The sequence below is a fragment of the Microbacterium maritypicum genome (assembly GCF_008868125.1).
GTDB classification, from domain to species: domain Bacteria; phylum Actinomycetota; class Actinomycetes; order Actinomycetales; family Microbacteriaceae; genus Microbacterium; species Microbacterium maritypicum.
Genome location: NZ_WAAQ01000001.1, coordinates 166,933 through 184,999 on the forward strand (window position 1 = coordinate 166,933; position 18,067 = coordinate 184,999).

Here is an 18,067-nt window from a genome sequence, read left to right on the forward strand (position 1 = left end):
CCGGTCCGAGGAGCTCCCGAACGGAGTTCCGGTATATCGTTTTTAGGCTCTGATCTGGGCCTTTGAATGTCGGTGGCCCCAGGTTCACTGAAGGCATGACGGCACTGGCGGATGCGACTCGCGAGCAGGTGGCTGCGCTCGCTGCGCTCACCGAGATGCTCGTCGAGGTCGAGCGCACGATCAGCAGTCTGCAGGCCGCACGCGACGGCATCCTGGCGGTGGGCTCGCGGCTCGCACTCGAAGTCGCTGAGCAGGCGGAGCATCCCGATCAGGGGGAGATGTCTGCGCGCACCGTCGCCGCGGAGTTCGCCACAGCCCTGCGGGTGAGCGATCGGACGGTGCAGCGGCGGATGGCGGATGCGGCGTGGGTCGTAGAGCGCTTCCCGATGGTCTGGGAAGCGCAGGGCGCTGGTCGTATCAGCGCGGCGCATGCCCGCGTCGTGTGCGAAGCGGGCGAGCACCTCGACGATGCGGCGAGCCGCGATGCCTACGCGACGCAGATGATCGTCTTCGCCGAGACCGAGTCTCCCGCCCGCGTCGGCCGCATGGCTCGGCGGGTGGCCGAGCGGTTCCAGGCGCGGTCGATCGAGGAGCGGCATCTCGACGCGCGGGAGAAGAGAGCCGTGTGGGTGAAAGACGTCGGCGACGGTATGACACAGCTCGGGGTGCTCGGTCCCTCGGCGCTCGTTCACGGTGTCTTCGATCGCCTGACGCAGATGGCCGAGGCGATGCAGGAGCCAGAGTCCCCGGAGCCCGAGTCCCCGGAGCCCGATTCCCCGGAGCCCGATCGGCGCACCATCGCGCAGCTCCGCGCCGATCTCGCCCTCGACCTGCTCCTCACCGGTGCCCCGGTCGGGCACGACGGCTCGGAGGGGCCCCTCGCGGCGATCCGCGGAACGGTGTCGATCACTGTTCCCGTCATGACCCTGATCGCGGGCGACGCGACACCGGCCGAGCTGAACGGCCGCACCCCGATCGACCCCGTGACCGCCCGCCGGTTCGCCGGTGCGGCATCCGGATGGGACCGTGTCCTCACCCATCCCATCACCGGGACGGTCCTCGCGGTCGACCGTTATCGGCCGGGTTCGGATCTGAGGCGACATCTTCGCGCCAGGGATCAGCGCTGCAGATTCCCCACCTGCGGGTATCCGTCCACCGATTGCGACATCGATCATCATCGCGATGCCGTGCTCGGTGGCTCCACCGACGAGTCGAACCTCGGCCATCTGTGTCGACGCCATCATGTGCTCAAGCACCATTCGCCGTGGACGGTCGAGCCTCTGGGCGGTGGCCTCTACGCCTGGACGAGCCCGACCGGCAAGGTCTACATCGACCGGCCGCCTCCCCAGAACACCGTCACCTTCACCGAGGATCCCGAGGTCGCCCCGTTCTGAGTGATGCCGCTGAGCACCCGGAACAGCGCCGTATCTCAAAGTTGAGCCAATTCATATCAAGTTCATTTGACTCCTTCTCGACCCCTGGGTACACTTGAGTCATCGCGACTCAGGTTTTCCTGATCGCCGCAGATCTTCCGAACCACAACGAACTTCCAACAAAGGAGAGAACACATGGCACGTGCTGTCGGTATCGACCTCGGAACCACCAACTCCGTCGTCAGCGTCCTCGAGGGTGGCGAGCCCAAGGTCATCGCCAACGCCGAGGGCTTCCGCACGACCCCCTCGGTCGTGGCCTTCACCAAGGACGGGGAGGTGCTCGTCGGTGAGACCGCGAAGCGCCAGGCCGTCACCAACGTCGATCGGACGATCGCTTCCGTCAAGCGCCACATGGGCACCGACTGGAGCTTCGACGTCGACGGCAAGAAGTGGACGCCGCAGGAGATCTCCGCGCGCATCCTCATGAAGCTCAAGCGCGACGCCGAGGCGTACCTGGGTGACACGGTGACCGACGCGGTCATCACCGTCCCCGCGTACTTCAACGACGCCGAGCGTCAGGCCACCAAGGAGGCCGGCGAGATCTCGGGCCTCAACGTGCTGCGCATCATCAACGAGCCGACCGCGGCCGCGCTCGCCTACGGCCTCGACAAGGGCAAGGAAGACGAGCTCATCCTGGTCTTCGACCTGGGTGGCGGAACGTTCGACGTCTCGCTGCTCGAGGTGGGCAAGGACGACGACTTCTCCACGATCCAGGTGCGCTCGACCGCCGGTGACAACCGTCTCGGTGGAGACGACTGGGACCAGCGTCTCGTCGACTACCTGATCAAGCAGTTCAAGGAGACCACGGGCGTCGACGTCTCGGGTGACAAGATCGCCCTGCAGCGTCTCAAGGAGGCTGCGGAGCAGGCGAAGAAGGAGCTCTCCTCCTCGACGTCGACGAGCATCAACCTGCCCTACCTGTCGCTGACCGAGTCGGGCCCGGTGTCGCTTTCCGAGACCATCACCCGCGCGAAGTTCGAGGACCTCACGAAGGACCTTCTCGACCGCACCAAGAAGCCGTTCGAGGACGTCATCCGCGAAGCCGGCATCAAGGTGTCCGAGATCGACCACATCGTGCTCGTCGGTGGATCCACGCGTATGCCTGCGGTCGCCGAACTCGTCAAGCGCGAGACCGGCAAGGACGCGAACAAGGGCGTCAACCCGGATGAGGTCGTCGCCGTCGGCGCCGCGCTCCAGGCCGGTGTCCTCAAGGGTGAGCGCAAGGACGTTCTCCTCATCGACGTCACCCCGCTGAGCCTCGGTATCGAGACCAAGGGCGGCATGATGACCAAGCTCATCGAGCGCAACACGGCCATCCCGACCAAGCGCAGCGAGACCTTCACCACGGCAGACGACAACCAGCCGTCCGTCGCGATCCAGGTCTTCCAGGGCGAGCGTGACTTCACGCGCGACAACAAGCCGCTCGGCACGTTCGAGCTGACGGGTATCGCTCCGGCTCCCCGCGGCATCCCGCAGATCGAGGTCACCTTCGACATCGACGCCAACGGCATCGTGCACGTGTCCGCCAAGGACAAGGGCACCGGCACCGAGAAGTCGATCGTCATCTCCGGCGGCTCGTCGCTGTCGAAGGAAGACATCGAGCGCATGGTGCGCGAGGCCGAGGAGCACGCCGCTGAGGACAAGGCGCGCCGCGAGGCCGCAGAGGTCCGCAACCAGGCCGAGACGCTCGCGTACTCGATCGACAAGCTGATCACCGAGAACGACGACAAGCTGCCCGAAGACGTGAAGACCGAGGTCAAGGCCGACGTCGACGCGCTCAAGACGGCGCTGGCCGGCGAAGACGACGAGGCTGTGAAGACCGCGTTCGACAAGCTCAACCAGTCGCAGTCCAAGCTCGGCGAGGCCATCTACGCCTCCTCGCAGGCGGATGCCGCTGCCGGCGCTTCGGCTGACGGCGAGGCCCCGGCCGGTGACGCTCCCTCCTCCGAGGAAGACGTCATCGACGCCGAGGTCGTCGACGACGAGGACGAGAAGAAGTAATCATGACGGACAAGAACTTCGACGAGAACCAGTTTCCTGAGTCCGCCGAAGGTCGCAGCGAGGGGTCGGATGCTCAGGCATCCGGCCCCGTGCCGCAGAACCCGGACTCCACCGAGGCGAAGGCCGCCGAGGGGTCGGACGAGACTCCTGACGACGGCGCCGATGACCTCACGGTCGACGACATCCTCGGTGCCACGCAGACCGGTGAGGCCGCGGCGGAAGACGCCGTGCTCGCCGACCTCGAGTCCACGCTGCTGAACGACCTCAAGCGCCTCCAGGCCGAATACGCGAACTACCGTCGCCGCACCGAAGAGCAGCGTCAGGTCGAGATCGAGCGAGCGAAGGGCGAGGCCGCCAAGGGCCTGGTCCCCGTGCTCGATGACCTCGACCGCGCGGCTCAGCACGGTGATCTGGTGGAGGGCACGCCCTTCGCCGTGATCGCCGACAAGGTGCGCACGGTCGTGGAGCGTCTCGGAGTGGTCGCGTACGGCGCGAAGGGCGAGGAATTCGACCCGCAGCGCCACGAGGCCATCTTCCAGCAGCCGACCCCCGGCGCCGAGAAGACCACGATCCTCGAGGTCGTCGAGGTGGGCTACCGCCTCGGAGACGTCGAGCTGCGCCCCGCGAAGGTCGTCGTCGCTGTCCCTGCGGAGTAGGTGATCGATGGCCAGCCAGGATTGGTTCGACAAGGACTTCTACAAGACCCTCGGGGTCTCCAAGGACGTCAGTGATGCGGATCTGAAGAAGACGTATCGCAAGCTTGCGCGGAAGTACCACCCGGACTCCAATCAGGGTGATGCCAAAGCCGAAGCGAAGTTCAAGGAGATCAGCGAGGCCTACTCGGTGCTCTCCGACACCGAACAGCGCAAGGAATACGACGAGATCCGCGCCATGGGATCCGGCGCTCGCTTCACGGCGAGCGGTGCGGGTACCGGCGGCTTCGAAGACGTGTTCAGCCGGTTCGGACAGCAGGGCCGCGGACAGACGGCGGACTTCGAAGACATCTTCGCGATGTTCAACCAAGGGCAGGGCGCGAGCTTCGGCAACGGACGCTTCGGGCAGCCGAGCGGCGGATACCGCGGCTTCGGCGGCCCGCAGCGCGGAGCCGATGTCACGGCCCGCACCACGCTCGACTTCGTCACCGCCGTGCAGGGCGAGACCATCTCCCTGCAGGGCGAAGACGGCAAGCCCTTCAAGGTGAAGATCCCGGCGGGCGTCGCCGACGGACAGAAGATCCGTCTCCGCGGTCGCGGTCGTCCTTCGCCCGATGGGGGAGAGAGCGGCGACATCGTCGTGCAGATCGCGGTGCGCCCGCACCCGGTCTTCACGCGCGACGGACTCAACCTGCGCGTCGTGGTGCCTGTGACGTTCACCGAGGCGACTCTCGGTGCGACCATCGAGGTCCCGACCCTCGGCGGCGACGTGGTCAAGCTCCGCGTCGCACCCGGCACTCCCTCCGGGCGGGTGCTGCGGGTCAAGGGCCGAGGGGTTGCGACCTCGAAGGGCACGGGCGACCTGCTCGCCGAGCTCCAGGTCGCGGTGCCGACGCACCTCGACGACGCCGCGCGTGCGGCTCTGGAGAAGTTCCAGGAACTCGAGCCCGACGAGAACCCGCGGGCCGAGCTGATGGCGAAGGCGCGGCGATGACCGATCGTCGAAGCGGGCACCGGGGGCGGAGGCGTTCATGATGAATGCTGACACCCCGGTGTTCGCGATCGCGGCCGCCGCCGAGCTCTCCGGCCTTCATCCCCAGACGCTGCGGCAGTACGACCGCATCGGGCTCGTCGTCCCCGGACGCACTTCCGGCGGTTCGCGCCGGTACTCCCCCCGGAACATCGAGCAGCTGCGCGAGGTCGCCCAGCTCTCTTCCGAGGGCGTGAGCCTGCCCGCGATCGCCCGTCTGCTCGACCTCGAAGACGAGAACAGGGCGCTGCACAACCGCATCGCCGTGCTCGAGAGTGCGTTGCGCACCGAGCGCGAGAGTCGCCCCGGAGTCCGCGTGTTCGCCGCGGGTTCCGCCGGAGTCGTACCCATGCCGACCGGACGGCGCCTGCGTCGCTCGACGGAGGTCGTGCTCTGGGACCCGCGCGGGAGCGCCTAGGCCCAGGCGCCGCCGTGGTGTGTATCCTGTCAACTGTTAACAGGAGGTCACCATGACGCAGACCGTCACGCGCGGAGAATCCCTCGGCGCCCAGGTGGCGCGGGTGCTCCGCCAGCGCATCGTGCGCGGCGAGCTCGCCCCCGGCGCGCGCATCACCGAAGAGGCGCTCGCCGAGGAGTTCTCGGTCAGCCGCGGACCGGTGCGCGATGCCCTCACCCAGTTGAGTTTCGAGAAGCTCGTCGAGGTGCAGCGTCCGCGCGGGGTCTACATCGTGGGGCTCACGCATGACGACGTCGATCAGCTGTACAGCCTGCGCGGTGCCCTCGAACAGCTCGCCCTCTCGCGCGCCATGCGTGTCGACGACGATGCGCGCTGGGCGGCGATGGCTGCGGCGGTCGGACGCATGGGCGAGGCCGCGGATGCCGGTGACCACGCCGCTTTCGTGGCGGCCGACCTCGAGTTCCACTCGCAGATCTACGCGCTCGCCGACCATCCACGCCTCGAGGGGGCGTGGAACCAGTACCTCCCGACGTTCACGGCGCTCCTCGAGGTCACGATCAACCACGATGAAGATCTGCACGAGTCGTCCGGCGACCACGTGAAGCTCATGGACGTGATGCGCAGCGGTACGCCGACGCAGGCGGCGAAGGTGCTGTCGGAGCACCTCGACGGCGCCCGCGAGCGCATGCTGAGCGAGATCGCCACCCGCGCCTGAGCGGGGCGGTCCTCTGCCCGTCGGGGGAGGGGCGCACGTTTGTCAGTGTTGACTGTTAACAGTCAACACTGCTACGGTCGGGGAGTCGACAACAAGGTCGACCCACGTAGAGGAGCAAAGATGCCCCGCAAGCGCATCACCCGGGCGGCTGCCGCGATCGCCGCCCTCGCAGCCACCGCTCTCATCGTCTCGGCCTGCACCAAGGTCGAAGAGGGCGAGGAAGCCGGATCGGCGTTCCCCGAGAACGACATCCGACTCATCATCCAGGCCAACCCCGGCGGAGGATCCGACCTCTCGTCGCGCGCGCTCGCCACGGAGCTCGAGAAGATCCTCGGCGTCAGCGTCATCCCGGAGAACATGCCCGGTGCCGCTGGCGCCCTCGCGATGGAGTACGTGGGCGCGCAGGATGCCGACGGCTACGTCATCGGATTCGCGCCCGTCGAGATCGCGATGCTCAACACCACGCAGAGCGCGAACGTGCTGCCGGACGACTTCGACCTGCTCGGCCAGATCATGCTCGCCCCCGGGGTCGTCACGGTCGGCGCGAACAGCGGCATCGAGACGCTCGAAGACCTCGTCGCCCAGGCGAAGTCCGGCGCCGTCACGGTCGCCAACTCCGGTGCCGGCTCCATCTGGGAGGCGGCGACCCTCGGACTCGGCGCCGCGACCGACGCCGACTTCACCCCGGTCCCCTACGACGGCGGAGCGACAGCCGTCGCTGCAGCCGCATCCGGTGAGACCGTCGCGGCCGTCTCCGGCCTCGGCGAGGCCCTGGCGCAGGGCGAGGCCGTGCGCATCCTCGCCGTCATGAACGACGAGCGTCACCCCGACGCGGAAGACGTCGAGACGGTCGAAGAGGCCATCGGCGAAGACGTGGTCTTCGGTGGCTGGGGCGGCATCTATGCCCCCAAGGGTCTGCCCGACGACGTGAAGTCGACGCTCGAGGCCGCGGTCAAGGAAGCCGTCGAGTCCGACGGATACCAGAAGTTCCAGGCCGATGCCGGAAACCTCGTCGTGTACCGCGACTCCGCCGAATGGACGACGTTCGTCGACGAGCAGTTCGACCTCTTCAAGGATCTCCTGGGCTGAGAACACTGCGGGGCCGGTGCAGACCGGCCCCGCAGTCGTTCCCCTTCGACGAAGGAGAAGGAGCATGATGTCCACCCCCGACACCGCTGCAGAACCGGCAGGCCGCGACGAATCCGCCGGTGACGAGTACGAGGGCGCGCCCGCGTCGCGAACTCTCGAGATCGTGTTCGCCGTCGTCGCCCTGGCGTTCACCGCCGGATACCTGTTCCTCTCGACGCAGATCCCGCTGCGCCGTGAGGCAGCCCCCGGGCAGATCGACGCCCGCTTCTGGCCGCTCGTGATCGGGGTCACCGGAGTCGTCGTCGCCATCGCGCTGCTCGCCGTCGCGATCACCCGCCCGGCACCCACCCGCGAAGACCTCGAACGCATCCAGCCCGGCGGCTACCTCCGCGTCATCGCCACGCTCGCGATCACCGGCGCCTTCATCGTGCTGTGGTCGCTGGGCTCGGTCATCCTCTTCGGCTACCGCATCGAGGTCTTCCCGATCGCCGCAGCTCTGCTGATGGCCTCCCTCATGCTCCTCTACGGCCACCGCCGCTGGCTGAGCCTGATCATCTACTCCGCCTCCGTCACGGCGTTCGTCTACGTCGTGTTCGGGATGCTCCTGAGGATCCCCCTGTGAACGCGCTCATGGAGGGGCTGAACTCGCTCCTCGACATCTCGATCCTGCTCTACATGCTCGTCGGCCTCGTGCTCGGCTTCATGGTCGGCGCCTTTCCCGGCATCACCGCGACCATGGCGGTCGCGCTTGCCGCCGGCTTCACGATGACCCTCGAGCCCGTGCAGGGTCTCGCGGTGCTGCTGACGATCTACGTCGCCGCGAACTTCGGCGATCGGGTGCCCTCGATCCTCATCAACACCCCCGGCACTCCCGCGTCCATCGCGACGACGCTCGACGGCTATCCCATGGCCAAGCAGGGGCGGGCCGGTCTCGCCCTGACGATCTCCGCGATCGTCTCGGCCGTCGGCATCCTCGCCTCGCTCGTGCTCTTCGCGGTCGCAGCTGTGCCGATCGCCAGCTTCGCCCGCGACTACTTCAAATCCCCGGAACTGTTCGCCCTGGTGGTCTTCGGCATCTCGATCATGATCGGCATCTCGTCGAAGTCGATGCTCAAGGGCATCCTCGCCGGGCTCTTCGGGCTCATGCTCGGCAGCGTCGGCACGTATGCGGCGACGGCCGATCAGCGCTTCACCTTCGGAGTGCTCGAACTCGTCGAGGGCGTGAACTTCATCGCCGTGATCATCGGGCTCTTCGGCATCGCCGAACTCTTCGACCAGCTGCTCACGCACCGGAAGTCGCACGTGCGGCCCATCTCGAGCCTCGGCCGCTGGTGGCCGAACCGGGCCGAGCTGAAGCAGAGCGGTCGGGCCACGGCGGTCGGCGGTGCGGTCGGACTCGGTGTCGGGCTCATCCCCGCGGCCGGCGGCGACATCGCGGGACTCATCGGGTGGGAGCGGGCGCGCAAGGTGTCCAAGCACCCCGAGATGTTCGGCAAGGGATCGATCGAGGGCGTCGCGGCCTCCGACACCGCCTCGAGCGCGACGCTCGGTGGCTCGCTCACCACGACCATGGCGCTGGGCATCCCCGGCGACTCCGTGATGGCCGTGATGATCGGTTCGATGATCATCTGGGGCATCACGCCCGGTCCCACGCTGTTCACGAACCGCCCCGACCTGGTCGTCTCGATCGTGGGAATCATGCTGATCGCGACGATCCTGTCGCTCGTTCTGAGCCTGATCCGCATGAAGGGCATGGTCAAGCTGCTCGACGTGCCGCAGCCGTATCTGTGGAGCGGCATCCTGATCTTCTGCATCATCGGCACGTATGCCACCTCGAACAGCCTCTCCACCGTCGTGACGATGCTCGTCTTCGGTGTGATCGGAGTGATGCTCAAGCGCATGCAGGTGCCGGCGGGCCCCGTGGTGCTCGGGCTCCTGCTCGGACCGCTCGCTGAGGAGAACCTCGCCCGGACGCTGGCGATCCTGCCCACGCGTCCGTTCTTCGAGGTCGTCAGCCCCATCGCGCTCGTGCTCCTCGCCCTGGCCGTGCTGTCGATCGTGATGCCGGCGATCCGTGCCGCCCGTCGTCCCCGTGCCGAGCGCGCCTCGCTCGCGGACTCGATCCTGCACGACGACAGCATCCAGCAGATCGAGAAGGCGCACGACGAGCTCGCCGCGCAGCCGGACCTGCTCACCTCCACCGTCCGCAACGTCGACGCCCCGCGGCGTCGTTCCCGCAAGCCCCGCAAGAACTCCGAGGAGACCGAGAAGTGACCCGCTACGACATCCTGACCGCCGTGCCCACCGCGTTCCACCGCGACGGCGCCCTCGACATCGAGGGTTCGCGTGCGATCTTCCGATTCGTCGCCGACTCGGGGAACGAGGGAGCATTCGTGCTCGGCACGACGGGGGAGTTCCCCGCGGTGGATGCCGAGGAGTTCGCGGCCATTGTCGAAGCGGCGCTGGCCGAGCTGCAGGGGCGCATGCGCGTCGTCGTGCACGTCGGCCGCCCCAGCACGTTCGAGGCTGTGCGGCTGACCCGCATCGCCCGCGAACTGGGCGCCGTGGAGTTCGCCGCGCTGACGCCGTACTACCTGCGAGCCACCGACGACGCGATCTTCGACTACTACCGCGCGGTGTCGGATGCCGTCGGCGACGGTCGCCTGTACGTGTACATCTACCCGGCTCGCAGCGGCAACCCGGTCTCGCCGGAGCTTCTGGTGCGGCTCGCCGAACTGCCCAACGTCGTCGGTGCCAAGATCAGTGAACTCTCGCTCGACGACATCGCCGCGTACCGGGCCGTCGTGCCTGCCGACTTCGACCTCTACACCGGCGCCGATCGCGACCTGATCGCCGCCGTCGAGGTGGGCGCGCAGGGCGTCGTCTCCGGGGTGTCGTCGGTCACACCGAAGCCCTTCCGCGCGCTCGCCGACGCGGGCCGAGCGGGAGACGCGGCGGCCATCGTCGCCGCCCAGGCCGCCGTCGACGACGTCGTCGCGCTCATCGGGGGCGACATGGCGCGCATGAAGGAGGCGTACCGCGTGCTCGACGTCGTCGACACGCACTGCCGCATGGCCATCGCCGAGCCGAGCGCCGCCGAGCGCACCGCCGTCGCCGAGGTGGTCGCCGCGCACCGGTGACCCGGTCACAGGAGATGGAAATGTCGCCTTCCTAGCGTGGAAGCAGGGAACGACCCTGCTCCGCGCCTGGCGCGCGGGTGTCCTGCCACGAAGGAAGAACTCCTCATGACGAACACCAAAGCCCCATCCGCCGCACCCTCGCTGGGACTCCTGGTCCTCCGCGTGGTCGTCGGTGCGATCTTCGCCGCACACGGCGCACAGAAGATCTTCGAGTTCACGCTTCCCGGGACGATCGGCAGCTTCGCGGGCATGGGGGTCCCTCTGCCGGAGATCGCCGCTCCGGTCGTCGCCTTCGTCGAGCTCATCGGCGGCATCCTGCTGATCCTCGGGCTGCTCACCCGTCCGGTCGCCATCCTGCTGGCGATCGACATGATCGTCGCCCTCGTCGCCGTGCACCTTCCCGCCGGTCTCTGGATCGGTGACGGCGGCTACGAGTTCGTCGCGGTCCTCGGCGCGGCAGCTCTCGCCCTCGCGCTCACGGGTGCGGGGAGGTTCTCCCTCGACGGAGCGTTCCTGCGAGGACGCGCGCCGGCCTGGCTGAGCTGAAGAACCGCTGGCTGCACAGCGCACGCAGGACGGATGCCGCGACCGAGGGGTCGCGGCATCCGTCGCGTGGGCGGGTGAAGATGTGCGCGGCATCGATTTCACCGAGGCGCTGATCCTCGGCCACCGCGCGATACTGTTGCAGCACCCGCCGCGCTCGGCGGGAGCAGGAGTCCGCGGGGGAGCAGGGGAGCGCATGGCAACGATCTACGACGTCGCCGAGCTCGCGGGGGTCTCACCCGCGACGGTCTCGCGCGTCTTCAACGGCACGAGCGTCTCCGACGAGAAGGTGGCGGCCGTCCGTGCGGCCGCGGCGACGCTCGACTTCACCCCCAACCGCGCCGCCCGCTCGCTGCGTCGACAGAGTTCCGAGGTCATCGCCCTCGTGATCCCCGACATCGAGAACCCGTACTTCACCGAGATGGCGCGCGGGGTCGAGGACGTCGCCTCCGAAGCCGGATACTCCGTCGTGCTCTGCAACTCCGACGCGCAGGTGGAGAAAGAGGCGACGTATCTCCGCATCGCGATCGCCGAGAACATGTCCGGCGTCATCATCGCGACAGCCGACGAGCACTCCGACCTCGACGGCATCCTCGCCACCGGCCGGCCCGTCGTGGCCGTCGACCGCAGCACGGCCTACGACATCGACGGCGTCACGATGGCCAATCGCGCGGCGGGTACGTCGGCCACGCGGAGCCTGATCGATGCGGGCCACCGTCGCATCGCCTACATCGGCGGCCCCGCGCACATCGACACCGCCGCCGAGCGCGCCGCGGGGTGGCGCTCCGCGCTCACCACGGCCCACCCCGCCCTCGACCTCGACGGGCTCGAGCGCTTCACGACCTTCCGCGTCGACGGTGGCCGGTCGGCGATGGAGGAGCTGCTCGCGCTGCCCGAGCCGCCGGATGCGGTGGTGGCCGGCAACAACCTGATCGGGGTCGGCGCCATCCAGGTGCTCACGGAGCACGGGCGCACTCCGCCGGATGTCGGTGTCGCGGTGATCGGCTCCCTGCCGTTCACGACACTCTCGCCGACGGCCGTGACCGTGGTGCGACTGCCGGCGCGGCACATGGGCGTGACCGCGGCGCGGATGCTGCTGGATCGCATCAAGGGTGACACGCAGCCGGCGCGGACGGTCGTGCTGCGCAACGAGCTCCAGCCCGCGAGCGCGACGCGGAGCTGAGCGGGCGGTCGGGCGGGGCGTCGGGCGGACTACTGTGAGCGCCAGAACCGCGTCGCGAGGTTCGCCACCTCTTTGTCGAGGCTGTCGACCTTATGCTCCAGGGCGTCTATGCGGCCGGTGAGCCGGCCCTCGAGGCTCTCCAGCCGCCCGCTCAGATCGCCGCGCAACCCGCCGATCTCACCTCGCAGCTCGCCGCGCAGACCACCGATCTCGGCGCGGATCACGCGGCTGAACTGCATCGTCATGAGGGTCATGCCGCCGAGCATCATCGTCGTGAACACGCCGATCAGCGTCCATACCTGCGGGTCGTCCAAGCGCATGCCTCCAGTCTGATTCGGGGTGCCCAGAATGTCACGGTATTCCGGTGCTGGTCAGCCAGAAAGCCGCTCTCGGTGGGCAGATCACTCTCTGGCGCGAGTGGTGCAGGACTACTCGCGCCTTGCGGCATGAAATCGATTTCGCGTACAGTGGCGATCAGACCGAGGACTCCGTCGTCCCGGCACGAGGAGGACTCCATGCGCTGCACCCTGGGGGTGGACATCGGCACGTCCAGCAGCAAGGGCGTGCTGGTCGGTGCCGACGGCGGCATCCTGGCGACGGCGACCAGGGCGCATGACGTCGAACGCCCTCGCACGGGCTGGGTCGAGATGGACGCCGCGATCTGGTGGGACGAGTTCGTCGCGATCGCGCGCGAACTGCTCGCCGGAGTCCCCGATGCCGAGATCATCGGTGTGGGCGTCAGCGGCATGGGGCCCTGCATCCTGCTCGCCGACGAACGCGGCGAACCCGTGCGCCCGGCCATCCTCTACGGCGTCGACACCCGCTCGACCGCGCAGATCGAGCGCATGACCGCCGAGCTCGGCGTCGACGAGATCACGCGCATCGGCGGATCGACCTTGACCTCGCAGGCGGGCGGGCCGAAGATCGCCTGGATCGCGGAGGAGGAGCCCGAGGCGTGGGAGCGAGCTAGGCGGCTGTACATGCCCGCGTCCTGGCTCGTGCGCCGGCTCACCGGTGCGTACGTGCTCGATCACCAGTCCGCCAGTCAGGTCTCTCCCCTCTACGACATCGAGGGCGAGTGCTGGCACGACCCGTGGTGGGCGCGATACGCGGGCGAGATCGAGCGGCCGCGGCTGCACTGGGCGGGCGAGGTCGCCGGAGATGTCACGGCCGAGGCGGCAGCCCTCACCGGGATCCCCTCGGGCACGTCCGTGATCGCCGGGACGATCGATGCCTGGACCGAAGCCGTCAGCGTCGGCGCGCACGAGGTCGGCGACCTGATGCTGATGTACGGCACGACCATGTTCCTCGTGGCCACCGGCGAAGAGACCCTGCGGACGCCGTCGATGTGGACCACGGCCGGGGCCTTCGCCGGCACCCGCAACCTCGCCGGCGGCCTCTCGACGTCCGGCGCTCTCACCGCATGGCTCAAAGGCCTGACCGGTGCCGACTATCCCGAACTGCTCGCCGAGGCTGCCGCGTCGGGCGCCGGCGCGAACGGCCTCCTCGTCCTGCCCTACTTCGCGGGCGAGCGCACGCCGATCCAGGATCCGGACGCTCGGGGCGTGATCGCGGGCCTCACCCTCGCGCACACGCGCGGCGACCTGTACCGTGCGGCGCTGGAGGCGACCGCCCTGGGGGTGCGGCACAACGTCGAGACCATGCGGGCGGCAGGTGCCGACATCCGCCGCATCGTCGCGGTCGGCGGCGGAACGCAGGGGCGGTTGTGGCTGCAGATCGTCTCCGACGTCACCGGCCTCGTGCAGGAGGTGCCTGCGACGACGATCGGCGCGAGCTACGGCGCGGCCTTCCTGGCGGCGATCGCGACCGCTGCTCCGGGCGAGGTGCCGACGATCACCGCCTGGAACCCGATCTCGGAGCGCATCAGCCCGGATGAGGCGCTGAGGCCGCTCTACGACTCCCTGTTCGAGCGCTACGTGCGCCTCTATGAGGGATCGAGATCCGTCGTGCACGAACTGGCCGCCGCGCAGCGCGGTGCCGCCCCAACCGCCCCGACCACCACCCCCATAGCCCCGGAGGCATCATGACCACGTACACCCTGCCGACCGCGGCTCCCCGCCCCGCCACCGCGCCGAAGACCGCGTACATCATCACGTCCGGCGACCTGCGCGAGTCGGCGAACGTCGCCGGCTGGCCGACCCAGGTCGAGCTCGAGAGCGGCGTCGCCGGAGTGCTGAACGCGCTCGGCTGGGAGGTCATCCGTCCGTTCGGGGTGGACCCGCAGACCGGGCACGGCTTCATCTCGAGCCAGCGCATGGGCCTCGAGGTGTTCAAGGGCATCCCCGTCGATGCTCCTCTGATCGTCGCGATCGCCAACTGGCAGTACTCCCACCACGTGCTCGCCGGTCTCCGGTCGCATGAGGGGCCCATCCTCACGGTCGCGAACTTCGCGGGGGACTGGCCCGGCCTCGTCGGGCTGCTCGGTCTGAACGCGGGGCTCACCAAGATGGACAAGCCGTACGCGACGACCTGGTCGGTCGACTTCACCGACGAGTGGTTCACCGACGGGATCAGGGAGTGGACCGAGACCGGCGCCATCACGCACGACGCCTCGCACGTGCGGGCGCTGCCCGCGCTGCCGGACAGCCCCGAGAAGCAGCTGGGTGAGGCGCTCGCGGCAGAGCTGCTCGCCGAGAAGGCCATCATCGGCGTCTTCGACGAGGGTTGCATGGGCATGTACAACGCGATCTTCGACGACGAGCTGCTCAACCAGACCGGCATCTACAAGGAGCGCCTGTCGCAGTCGGCGCTGTACGCCGAGATGCTGAACGTCACCGAGGACGAGGCGGATGCCGCCTACGACTGGCTGATCGAGGCGGGCATGACCTTCCGGTACGGCGAGGACGCCGCCACCGAGCTCACGCGCGAGCAGGTGCAGTGGCAGTTGAAGATGTACATCGCTGCGCTCCGCATCGCCGACGACTTCGGGCTCGACGCGGTCGGCATCCAGTACCAGCAGGGGCTGAAGGACCTGGTGCCGGCATCCGACCTCGCCGAGGGCATCCTGAACTCCACCGAACGCCCGCCGGTGACCTCGCGCGACGGCTCGCGCGTGCTGCACGAGGGCCGCGCCTTCCCGCACTTCAACGAAGCAGACGAGGGCGTCGCGGTCGACGCGCTCGTCACCGACCGGGTGTGGCGCGCGATGGGTCTCGTGCCCGACAACACCCTGCACGACGTGCGCTGGGGCGAGGACTACGACGGTCGGTTCGTCTGGGTCTATGAGATCTCCGGCTCGGTGCCCGCCTCGCACCTGGGCGGGTGGCAGAACGCCGAGGGCTGGCGTCAGGGCCACGTGTTCTTCCCTGCGGGCGGTGCCACGATCAACGGTGTCTCGAAGCCCGGCGAGATCGTGCTGTCGCGCGTCTTCATCGCCGAGGGCATCCTGCAGGCCGACATCTTCCGGGCGTCGGTCGTGGAGCTGCCGGAGGAGGAGACGCAGCGCCGCAAGGACGCCACCAACCCAGAATGGCCGATCGCCCACGTGGTGCTGCACGGCATCTCGCGCGACCAGTTCATGGCCCGCCACAAGGCCAACCATGCGCAGCTGGTCTACGCCCCGGATGCGGAGACGGCGGACAAGGCCCTGATCGCGAAGGCCGCGATGTTCGCCGGGATGGGCATCAAGGTCAACCTGGTGGGAGATGTGACGGTCTGACCCGCCGGTGAGCCTCTCGGCTCGGGCCGTCTCAGTGAGAAACCGCTGCGGCATCCTGCCGCTCGATGAGCCGAGTGCTCCACGAGAAGTCGGACTCGTTGATGGTGTCGTCGCCGGGGACCTTGCCGTCGCGGTCCACGGCGTAGGAGAAGATGCCGGCCTTGGTCGCGCCCGTGGGCTGCCAGTCGGCGTACCGGGCGGCGCGGGAGGTGTCGAAGGGCTCCGTCGTGTCGCCCCAGTCCTGTCCGCGCTCCTCGTAGAACGAGAACCCGATCAGGTACTGGCACGCGTCGAAGTAGGGCGCGTAGCTCTCCCACGTCGATTGCAGACCGGAGACCGAGCGGCCGTAGGACTGCACGAGGACGTAGGAGACGTAGGGGGCGATCCCCGCCGTGAGCGGGTGGGTGCCCTCCTGGTTCGTGTCGTAGATGAAGAGCCGCTCAGTGCCGGACTGCGGTCCGAGGTGCTCTGACAGGGCCCGGAAGACTCCGGTCACGCGAGCGACCTGGGCGGCCGTGAGAGAGCGCTCCATGTCGACGTCGAGGCCGTCGAGGCCGTCGTCGGTGACGTATTCGGCGAGGATCTCGTCGGCTGCCGCGGCATAGGCGGCCGGGGTGTCGGCCGTGGGCGCGTCGAGGATCACACCGATGTCGATCGTGCGGACGACCCGGGTGCCCTGAGCATGCAGGTTCGGCACGTACTCGTTCTTCAGCACGTCCCAGAACCCGGAATCGTCGCTCACATAGGCGTTGAACACGAAGGCGACGTCCACGCCGTCGGGGAGATCGTCCATCCGCTGAGTGTTGTCCGCCGGGTTCTCCGGGTCGTTCTCGCTGCCCGGCCAAGATGCGTTCGCGTCACGCCACGTGCGGTAGTAGGCGAAGTACTGCGGGTCGGCTGCGCACGAGGCGGCGGATGCGCCGTCCGTCGAGGCAGTGTCTCCGGTTGCGGTAGCGGACGCGGGCGCGACGGCTACCAGCAAGGACGCGGCGAGCCCTACGGCTGCTGCGGCGGACCATGACTTCTTCATCTTCACACTCCAGACTTCGTCGTCGGATCGCAGTGATTAAGCGATTTAGTAGCACGGTAGCAGCGTTGGACTGTTGTGCACAGTCCAAGAACCGCCTCAGACCTGTATCGCTACAGTTGGGGCATGTCCAAAGCGAAGCGCGTGACCATCACGGACATCGCCCGGCTGGCAGGGGTGTCGCCGGGAGCCGTGTCCTTCGCGCTCAACGGCCGCCCGGGCGTCAGCGAGCAGACGCGGCAGCGCATCCTCGACATCGCCGAGGAGCACCAATGGCTCCCCAGCTCCGCCGCCAGGGCACTCGTGGGGGCCCGCGCCGGCGTCGTCGGATTCGCGGTCAACCGCCCGGCCGACACTCTCGGCACCGAAGCCTTCTTCACCGACCTGATCGCCGGAGCGCAGTCCGCTCTCGCCGCCAGACACATCGCGATGCAGATGGTGCTGGTCTCCTCGATCGAAGAGGAGGTGGCGACCTACAGGCGCTGGCGCAGTGCGAATCAGGTCGACGGAGTGATCGTGATCGACCCGCGGGACGACGATCCCCGCCTCCCCGTCCTGCGCGACCTGCCGCTCCCGGCGGTCGTGATCGGCAGTGACGCCTCGGAGGACGGGCACCCCGCGACGATCTGGCTGGATGACAGTCAGGTCGCCCACTCGCTCTTCGACTACCTCGTGGCCTTGGGGCACCGTTCGATCGCCTACGTCGCCGGGCCCGCAGAGTTCCAGCACACGCGTCTGCGCACCGATGTGCTCCACGGGCTGAGCGGCCGCGGCGTCACGGGCGAGACCATCGCCACCGACTTCTCGCCGGCCGCAGCCTCCGCCACCATGCGTCGTCTGCTGAGCCGTGCCGACCGGCCCACCGCCGTCGTGTTCGACAACGACGTGATGGCGATCGCCGGATTGCGCGTGGCTCAGGAGATGGGGCTGGCCGTGCCGTCCGATCTCTCCATCGCCTCGTTCGACGATTCCGTCGTCGCCGGACTCGTGCACCCTTCGATCACCTGCATCACCCGCGACACGTTCGGGCTCGGGGCGGATGCGGCGGAGTTCCTGCTCGAACAGATCGACGCCGCCGAGATGCTCCCCGATCGGGTGGCCGCAGTCCCGCAGCTCACGGTTCGCGAGAGCACGGCCGCGCCGCGCTGAGGGGGAG

The 18,067-nt window shown here is 68.4% G+C and carries 17 protein-coding genes; 15 read left to right on the forward strand and 2 right to left on the reverse strand.

All coding sequences use genetic code 11. The features are described 5' to 3' along the window. Nucleotides 1-95 precede the first annotated feature (95 nt). From F6W70_RS00830 to F6W70_RS00885, 12 genes are all read left to right on the forward strand, one after another. On the forward strand, nucleotides 96-1,394 hold the full coding sequence (locus F6W70_RS00830) for an HNH endonuclease signature motif containing protein (protein ID WP_151485662.1): 1,299 nt from the start codon (nucleotides 96-98) through the stop codon (nucleotides 1,392-1,394). 174 nt (nucleotides 1,395-1,568) lie between these two features. Then, nucleotides 1,569-3,434 carry a molecular chaperone DnaK gene (dnaK, locus tag F6W70_RS00835; RefSeq protein ID WP_055866321.1) on the forward strand — a complete coding sequence of 622 codons (1,866 nt, stop codon included), beginning with the start codon at nucleotides 1,569-1,571 and terminating at the stop codon, nucleotides 3,432-3,434. A 2-nt stretch (nucleotides 3,435-3,436) separates the two neighbouring features. Beyond that, nucleotides 3,437-4,090 carry a nucleotide exchange factor GrpE gene (locus F6W70_RS00840; protein ID WP_055866319.1) on the forward strand — a complete coding sequence of 218 codons (654 nt, stop codon included), beginning with the start codon at nucleotides 3,437-3,439 and terminating at the stop codon, nucleotides 4,088-4,090. Nucleotides 4,091-4,097: 7 nt separating this feature from the next. Beyond that, entirely contained in the window at nucleotides 4,098-5,081 is a 984-nt protein-coding gene (locus F6W70_RS00845) for a DnaJ C-terminal domain-containing protein (protein WP_151485663.1), read from the forward strand. 40 nt (nucleotides 5,082-5,121) lie between these two features. Next, complete coding sequence (locus F6W70_RS00850) at nucleotides 5,122-5,535, forward strand: heat shock protein transcriptional repressor HspR (RefSeq protein ID WP_164743761.1); 414 nt, start codon at nucleotides 5,122-5,124, stop codon at nucleotides 5,533-5,535. Nucleotides 5,536-5,587: 52 nt separating this feature from the next. Further along, a complete protein-coding gene (locus F6W70_RS00855; protein WP_055866313.1) occupies nucleotides 5,588-6,250 on the forward strand; it encodes a GntR family transcriptional regulator in 663 nt (220 codons plus the stop codon). Nucleotides 6,251-6,370: 120 nt separating this feature from the next. Then, nucleotides 6,371-7,339 (forward strand): tripartite tricarboxylate transporter substrate binding protein, encoded by a 969-nt coding sequence (locus F6W70_RS00860; RefSeq protein WP_055866310.1) that lies wholly within the window; start codon nucleotides 6,371-6,373, stop codon nucleotides 7,337-7,339. A 64-nt stretch (nucleotides 7,340-7,403) separates the two neighbouring features. Beyond that, complete coding sequence (locus F6W70_RS00865; RefSeq protein ID WP_017829648.1) at nucleotides 7,404-7,961, forward strand: tripartite tricarboxylate transporter TctB family protein; 558 nt, start codon at nucleotides 7,404-7,406, stop codon at nucleotides 7,959-7,961. Continuing rightward, nucleotides 7,958-9,613, forward strand: coding sequence for a tripartite tricarboxylate transporter permease (locus F6W70_RS00870; protein WP_055866307.1), 1,656 nt, complete (start codon nucleotides 7,958-7,960; stop codon nucleotides 9,611-9,613). The genes F6W70_RS00865 and F6W70_RS00870 overlap by 4 nt, the downstream gene beginning before the upstream one ends. Further along, the gene (locus F6W70_RS00875; RefSeq protein WP_151485664.1) at nucleotides 9,610-10,479 is read left to right on the forward strand and encodes a dihydrodipicolinate synthase family protein; all 870 of its coding nucleotides are present in this window, start codon (nucleotides 9,610-9,612) and stop codon (nucleotides 10,477-10,479) included. Before F6W70_RS00870 ends, F6W70_RS00875 begins: the two co-directional genes overlap by 4 nt. A 105-nt stretch (nucleotides 10,480-10,584) precedes the next feature. After that, entirely contained in the window at nucleotides 10,585-11,025 is a 441-nt protein-coding gene (locus F6W70_RS00880) for a DoxX family protein (RefSeq protein ID WP_151485665.1), read from the forward strand. Between the two features lie 82 nt (nucleotides 11,026-11,107). After that, entirely contained in the window at nucleotides 11,108-12,205 is a 1,098-nt protein-coding gene (locus tag F6W70_RS00885) for a LacI family DNA-binding transcriptional regulator (RefSeq protein WP_318278767.1), read from the forward strand. Nucleotides 12,206-12,234: 29 nt separating this feature from the next. Here F6W70_RS00885 and F6W70_RS00890 read toward each other — a convergent pair whose 3' ends face one another. Next, nucleotides 12,235-12,525, reverse strand: a complete 291-nt coding sequence (locus F6W70_RS00890) for a hypothetical protein (RefSeq protein WP_017829636.1) — start codon at nucleotides 12,523-12,525, stop codon at nucleotides 12,235-12,237. A 195-nt stretch (nucleotides 12,526-12,720) separates the two neighbouring features. Between F6W70_RS00890 and F6W70_RS00895 the strand changes: the two genes are divergently transcribed. Next, nucleotides 12,721-14,253 carry an FGGY-family carbohydrate kinase gene (locus tag F6W70_RS00895; protein ID WP_151485666.1) on the forward strand — a complete coding sequence of 511 codons (1,533 nt, stop codon included), beginning with the start codon at nucleotides 12,721-12,723 and terminating at the stop codon, nucleotides 14,251-14,253. Beyond that, the gene (locus F6W70_RS00900; RefSeq protein ID WP_151485667.1) at nucleotides 14,250-15,884 is read left to right on the forward strand and encodes a fucose isomerase; all 1,635 of its coding nucleotides are present in this window, start codon (nucleotides 14,250-14,252) and stop codon (nucleotides 15,882-15,884) included. Before F6W70_RS00895 ends, F6W70_RS00900 begins: the two co-directional genes overlap by 4 nt. A gap of 31 nt (nucleotides 15,885-15,915) precedes the next feature. Here the strand turns inward: F6W70_RS00900 and F6W70_RS17720 are convergent, their stop codons facing one another. After that, nucleotides 15,916-16,914: an EndoS/ChiA family endoglycosidase gene (locus F6W70_RS17720; protein ID WP_170287835.1), complete on the reverse strand. Its 999-nt coding sequence runs from the start codon at nucleotides 16,912-16,914 to the stop codon at nucleotides 15,916-15,918. Nucleotides 16,915-17,037: 123 nt separating this feature from the next. On the opposite strand from F6W70_RS17720, the gene F6W70_RS00910 reads away from it, so the two are divergent. Further along, complete coding sequence (locus F6W70_RS00910) at nucleotides 17,038-18,060, forward strand: LacI family DNA-binding transcriptional regulator (RefSeq protein ID WP_151485668.1); 1,023 nt, start codon at nucleotides 17,038-17,040, stop codon at nucleotides 18,058-18,060. The last annotated feature ends 7 nt before the right edge of the window (nucleotides 18,061-18,067 follow it).

What these genes read in the sequence shown, in the direction of transcription:
- F6W70_RS00830 (WP_151485662.1), top strand. Translation starts at nt 96, where the DNA reads ATGACGGCACTGGCGGATGCGACTCGCGAGCAGGTGGCTGCGCTCGCT.
- F6W70_RS00850 (WP_164743761.1), top strand. Translation starts at nt 5,122, where the DNA reads ATGAATGCTGACACCCCGGTGTTCGCGATCGCGGCCGCCGCCGAGCTC.
- F6W70_RS17720 (WP_170287835.1), bottom strand. Translation starts at nt 16,914, where the DNA reads ATGAAGAAGTCATGGTCCGCCGCAGCAGCCGTAGGGCTCGCCGCGTCC.
- F6W70_RS00845 (WP_151485663.1), top strand. Translation starts at nt 4,098, where the DNA reads ATGGCCAGCCAGGATTGGTTCGACAAGGACTTCTACAAGACCCTCGGG.
- F6W70_RS00900 (WP_151485667.1), top strand. Translation starts at nt 14,250, where the DNA reads ATGACCACGTACACCCTGCCGACCGCGGCTCCCCGCCCCGCCACCGCG.
- F6W70_RS00910 (WP_151485668.1), top strand. Translation starts at nt 17,038, where the DNA reads ATGTCCAAAGCGAAGCGCGTGACCATCACGGACATCGCCCGGCTGGCA.
- dnaK (WP_055866321.1), top strand. Translation starts at nt 1,569, where the DNA reads ATGGCACGTGCTGTCGGTATCGACCTCGGAACCACCAACTCCGTCGTC.
- F6W70_RS00840 (WP_055866319.1), top strand. Translation starts at nt 3,437, where the DNA reads ATGACGGACAAGAACTTCGACGAGAACCAGTTTCCTGAGTCCGCCGAA.
- F6W70_RS00895 (WP_151485666.1), top strand. Translation starts at nt 12,721, where the DNA reads ATGCGCTGCACCCTGGGGGTGGACATCGGCACGTCCAGCAGCAAGGGC.
- F6W70_RS00855 (WP_055866313.1), top strand. Translation starts at nt 5,588, where the DNA reads ATGACGCAGACCGTCACGCGCGGAGAATCCCTCGGCGCCCAGGTGGCG.
- F6W70_RS00880 (WP_151485665.1), top strand. Translation starts at nt 10,585, where the DNA reads ATGACGAACACCAAAGCCCCATCCGCCGCACCCTCGCTGGGACTCCTG.
- F6W70_RS00890 (WP_017829636.1), bottom strand. Translation starts at nt 12,525, where the DNA reads ATGCGCTTGGACGACCCGCAGGTATGGACGCTGATCGGCGTGTTCACG.
- F6W70_RS00860 (WP_055866310.1), top strand. Translation starts at nt 6,371, where the DNA reads ATGCCCCGCAAGCGCATCACCCGGGCGGCTGCCGCGATCGCCGCCCTC.
- F6W70_RS00865 (WP_017829648.1), top strand. Translation starts at nt 7,404, where the DNA reads ATGATGTCCACCCCCGACACCGCTGCAGAACCGGCAGGCCGCGACGAA.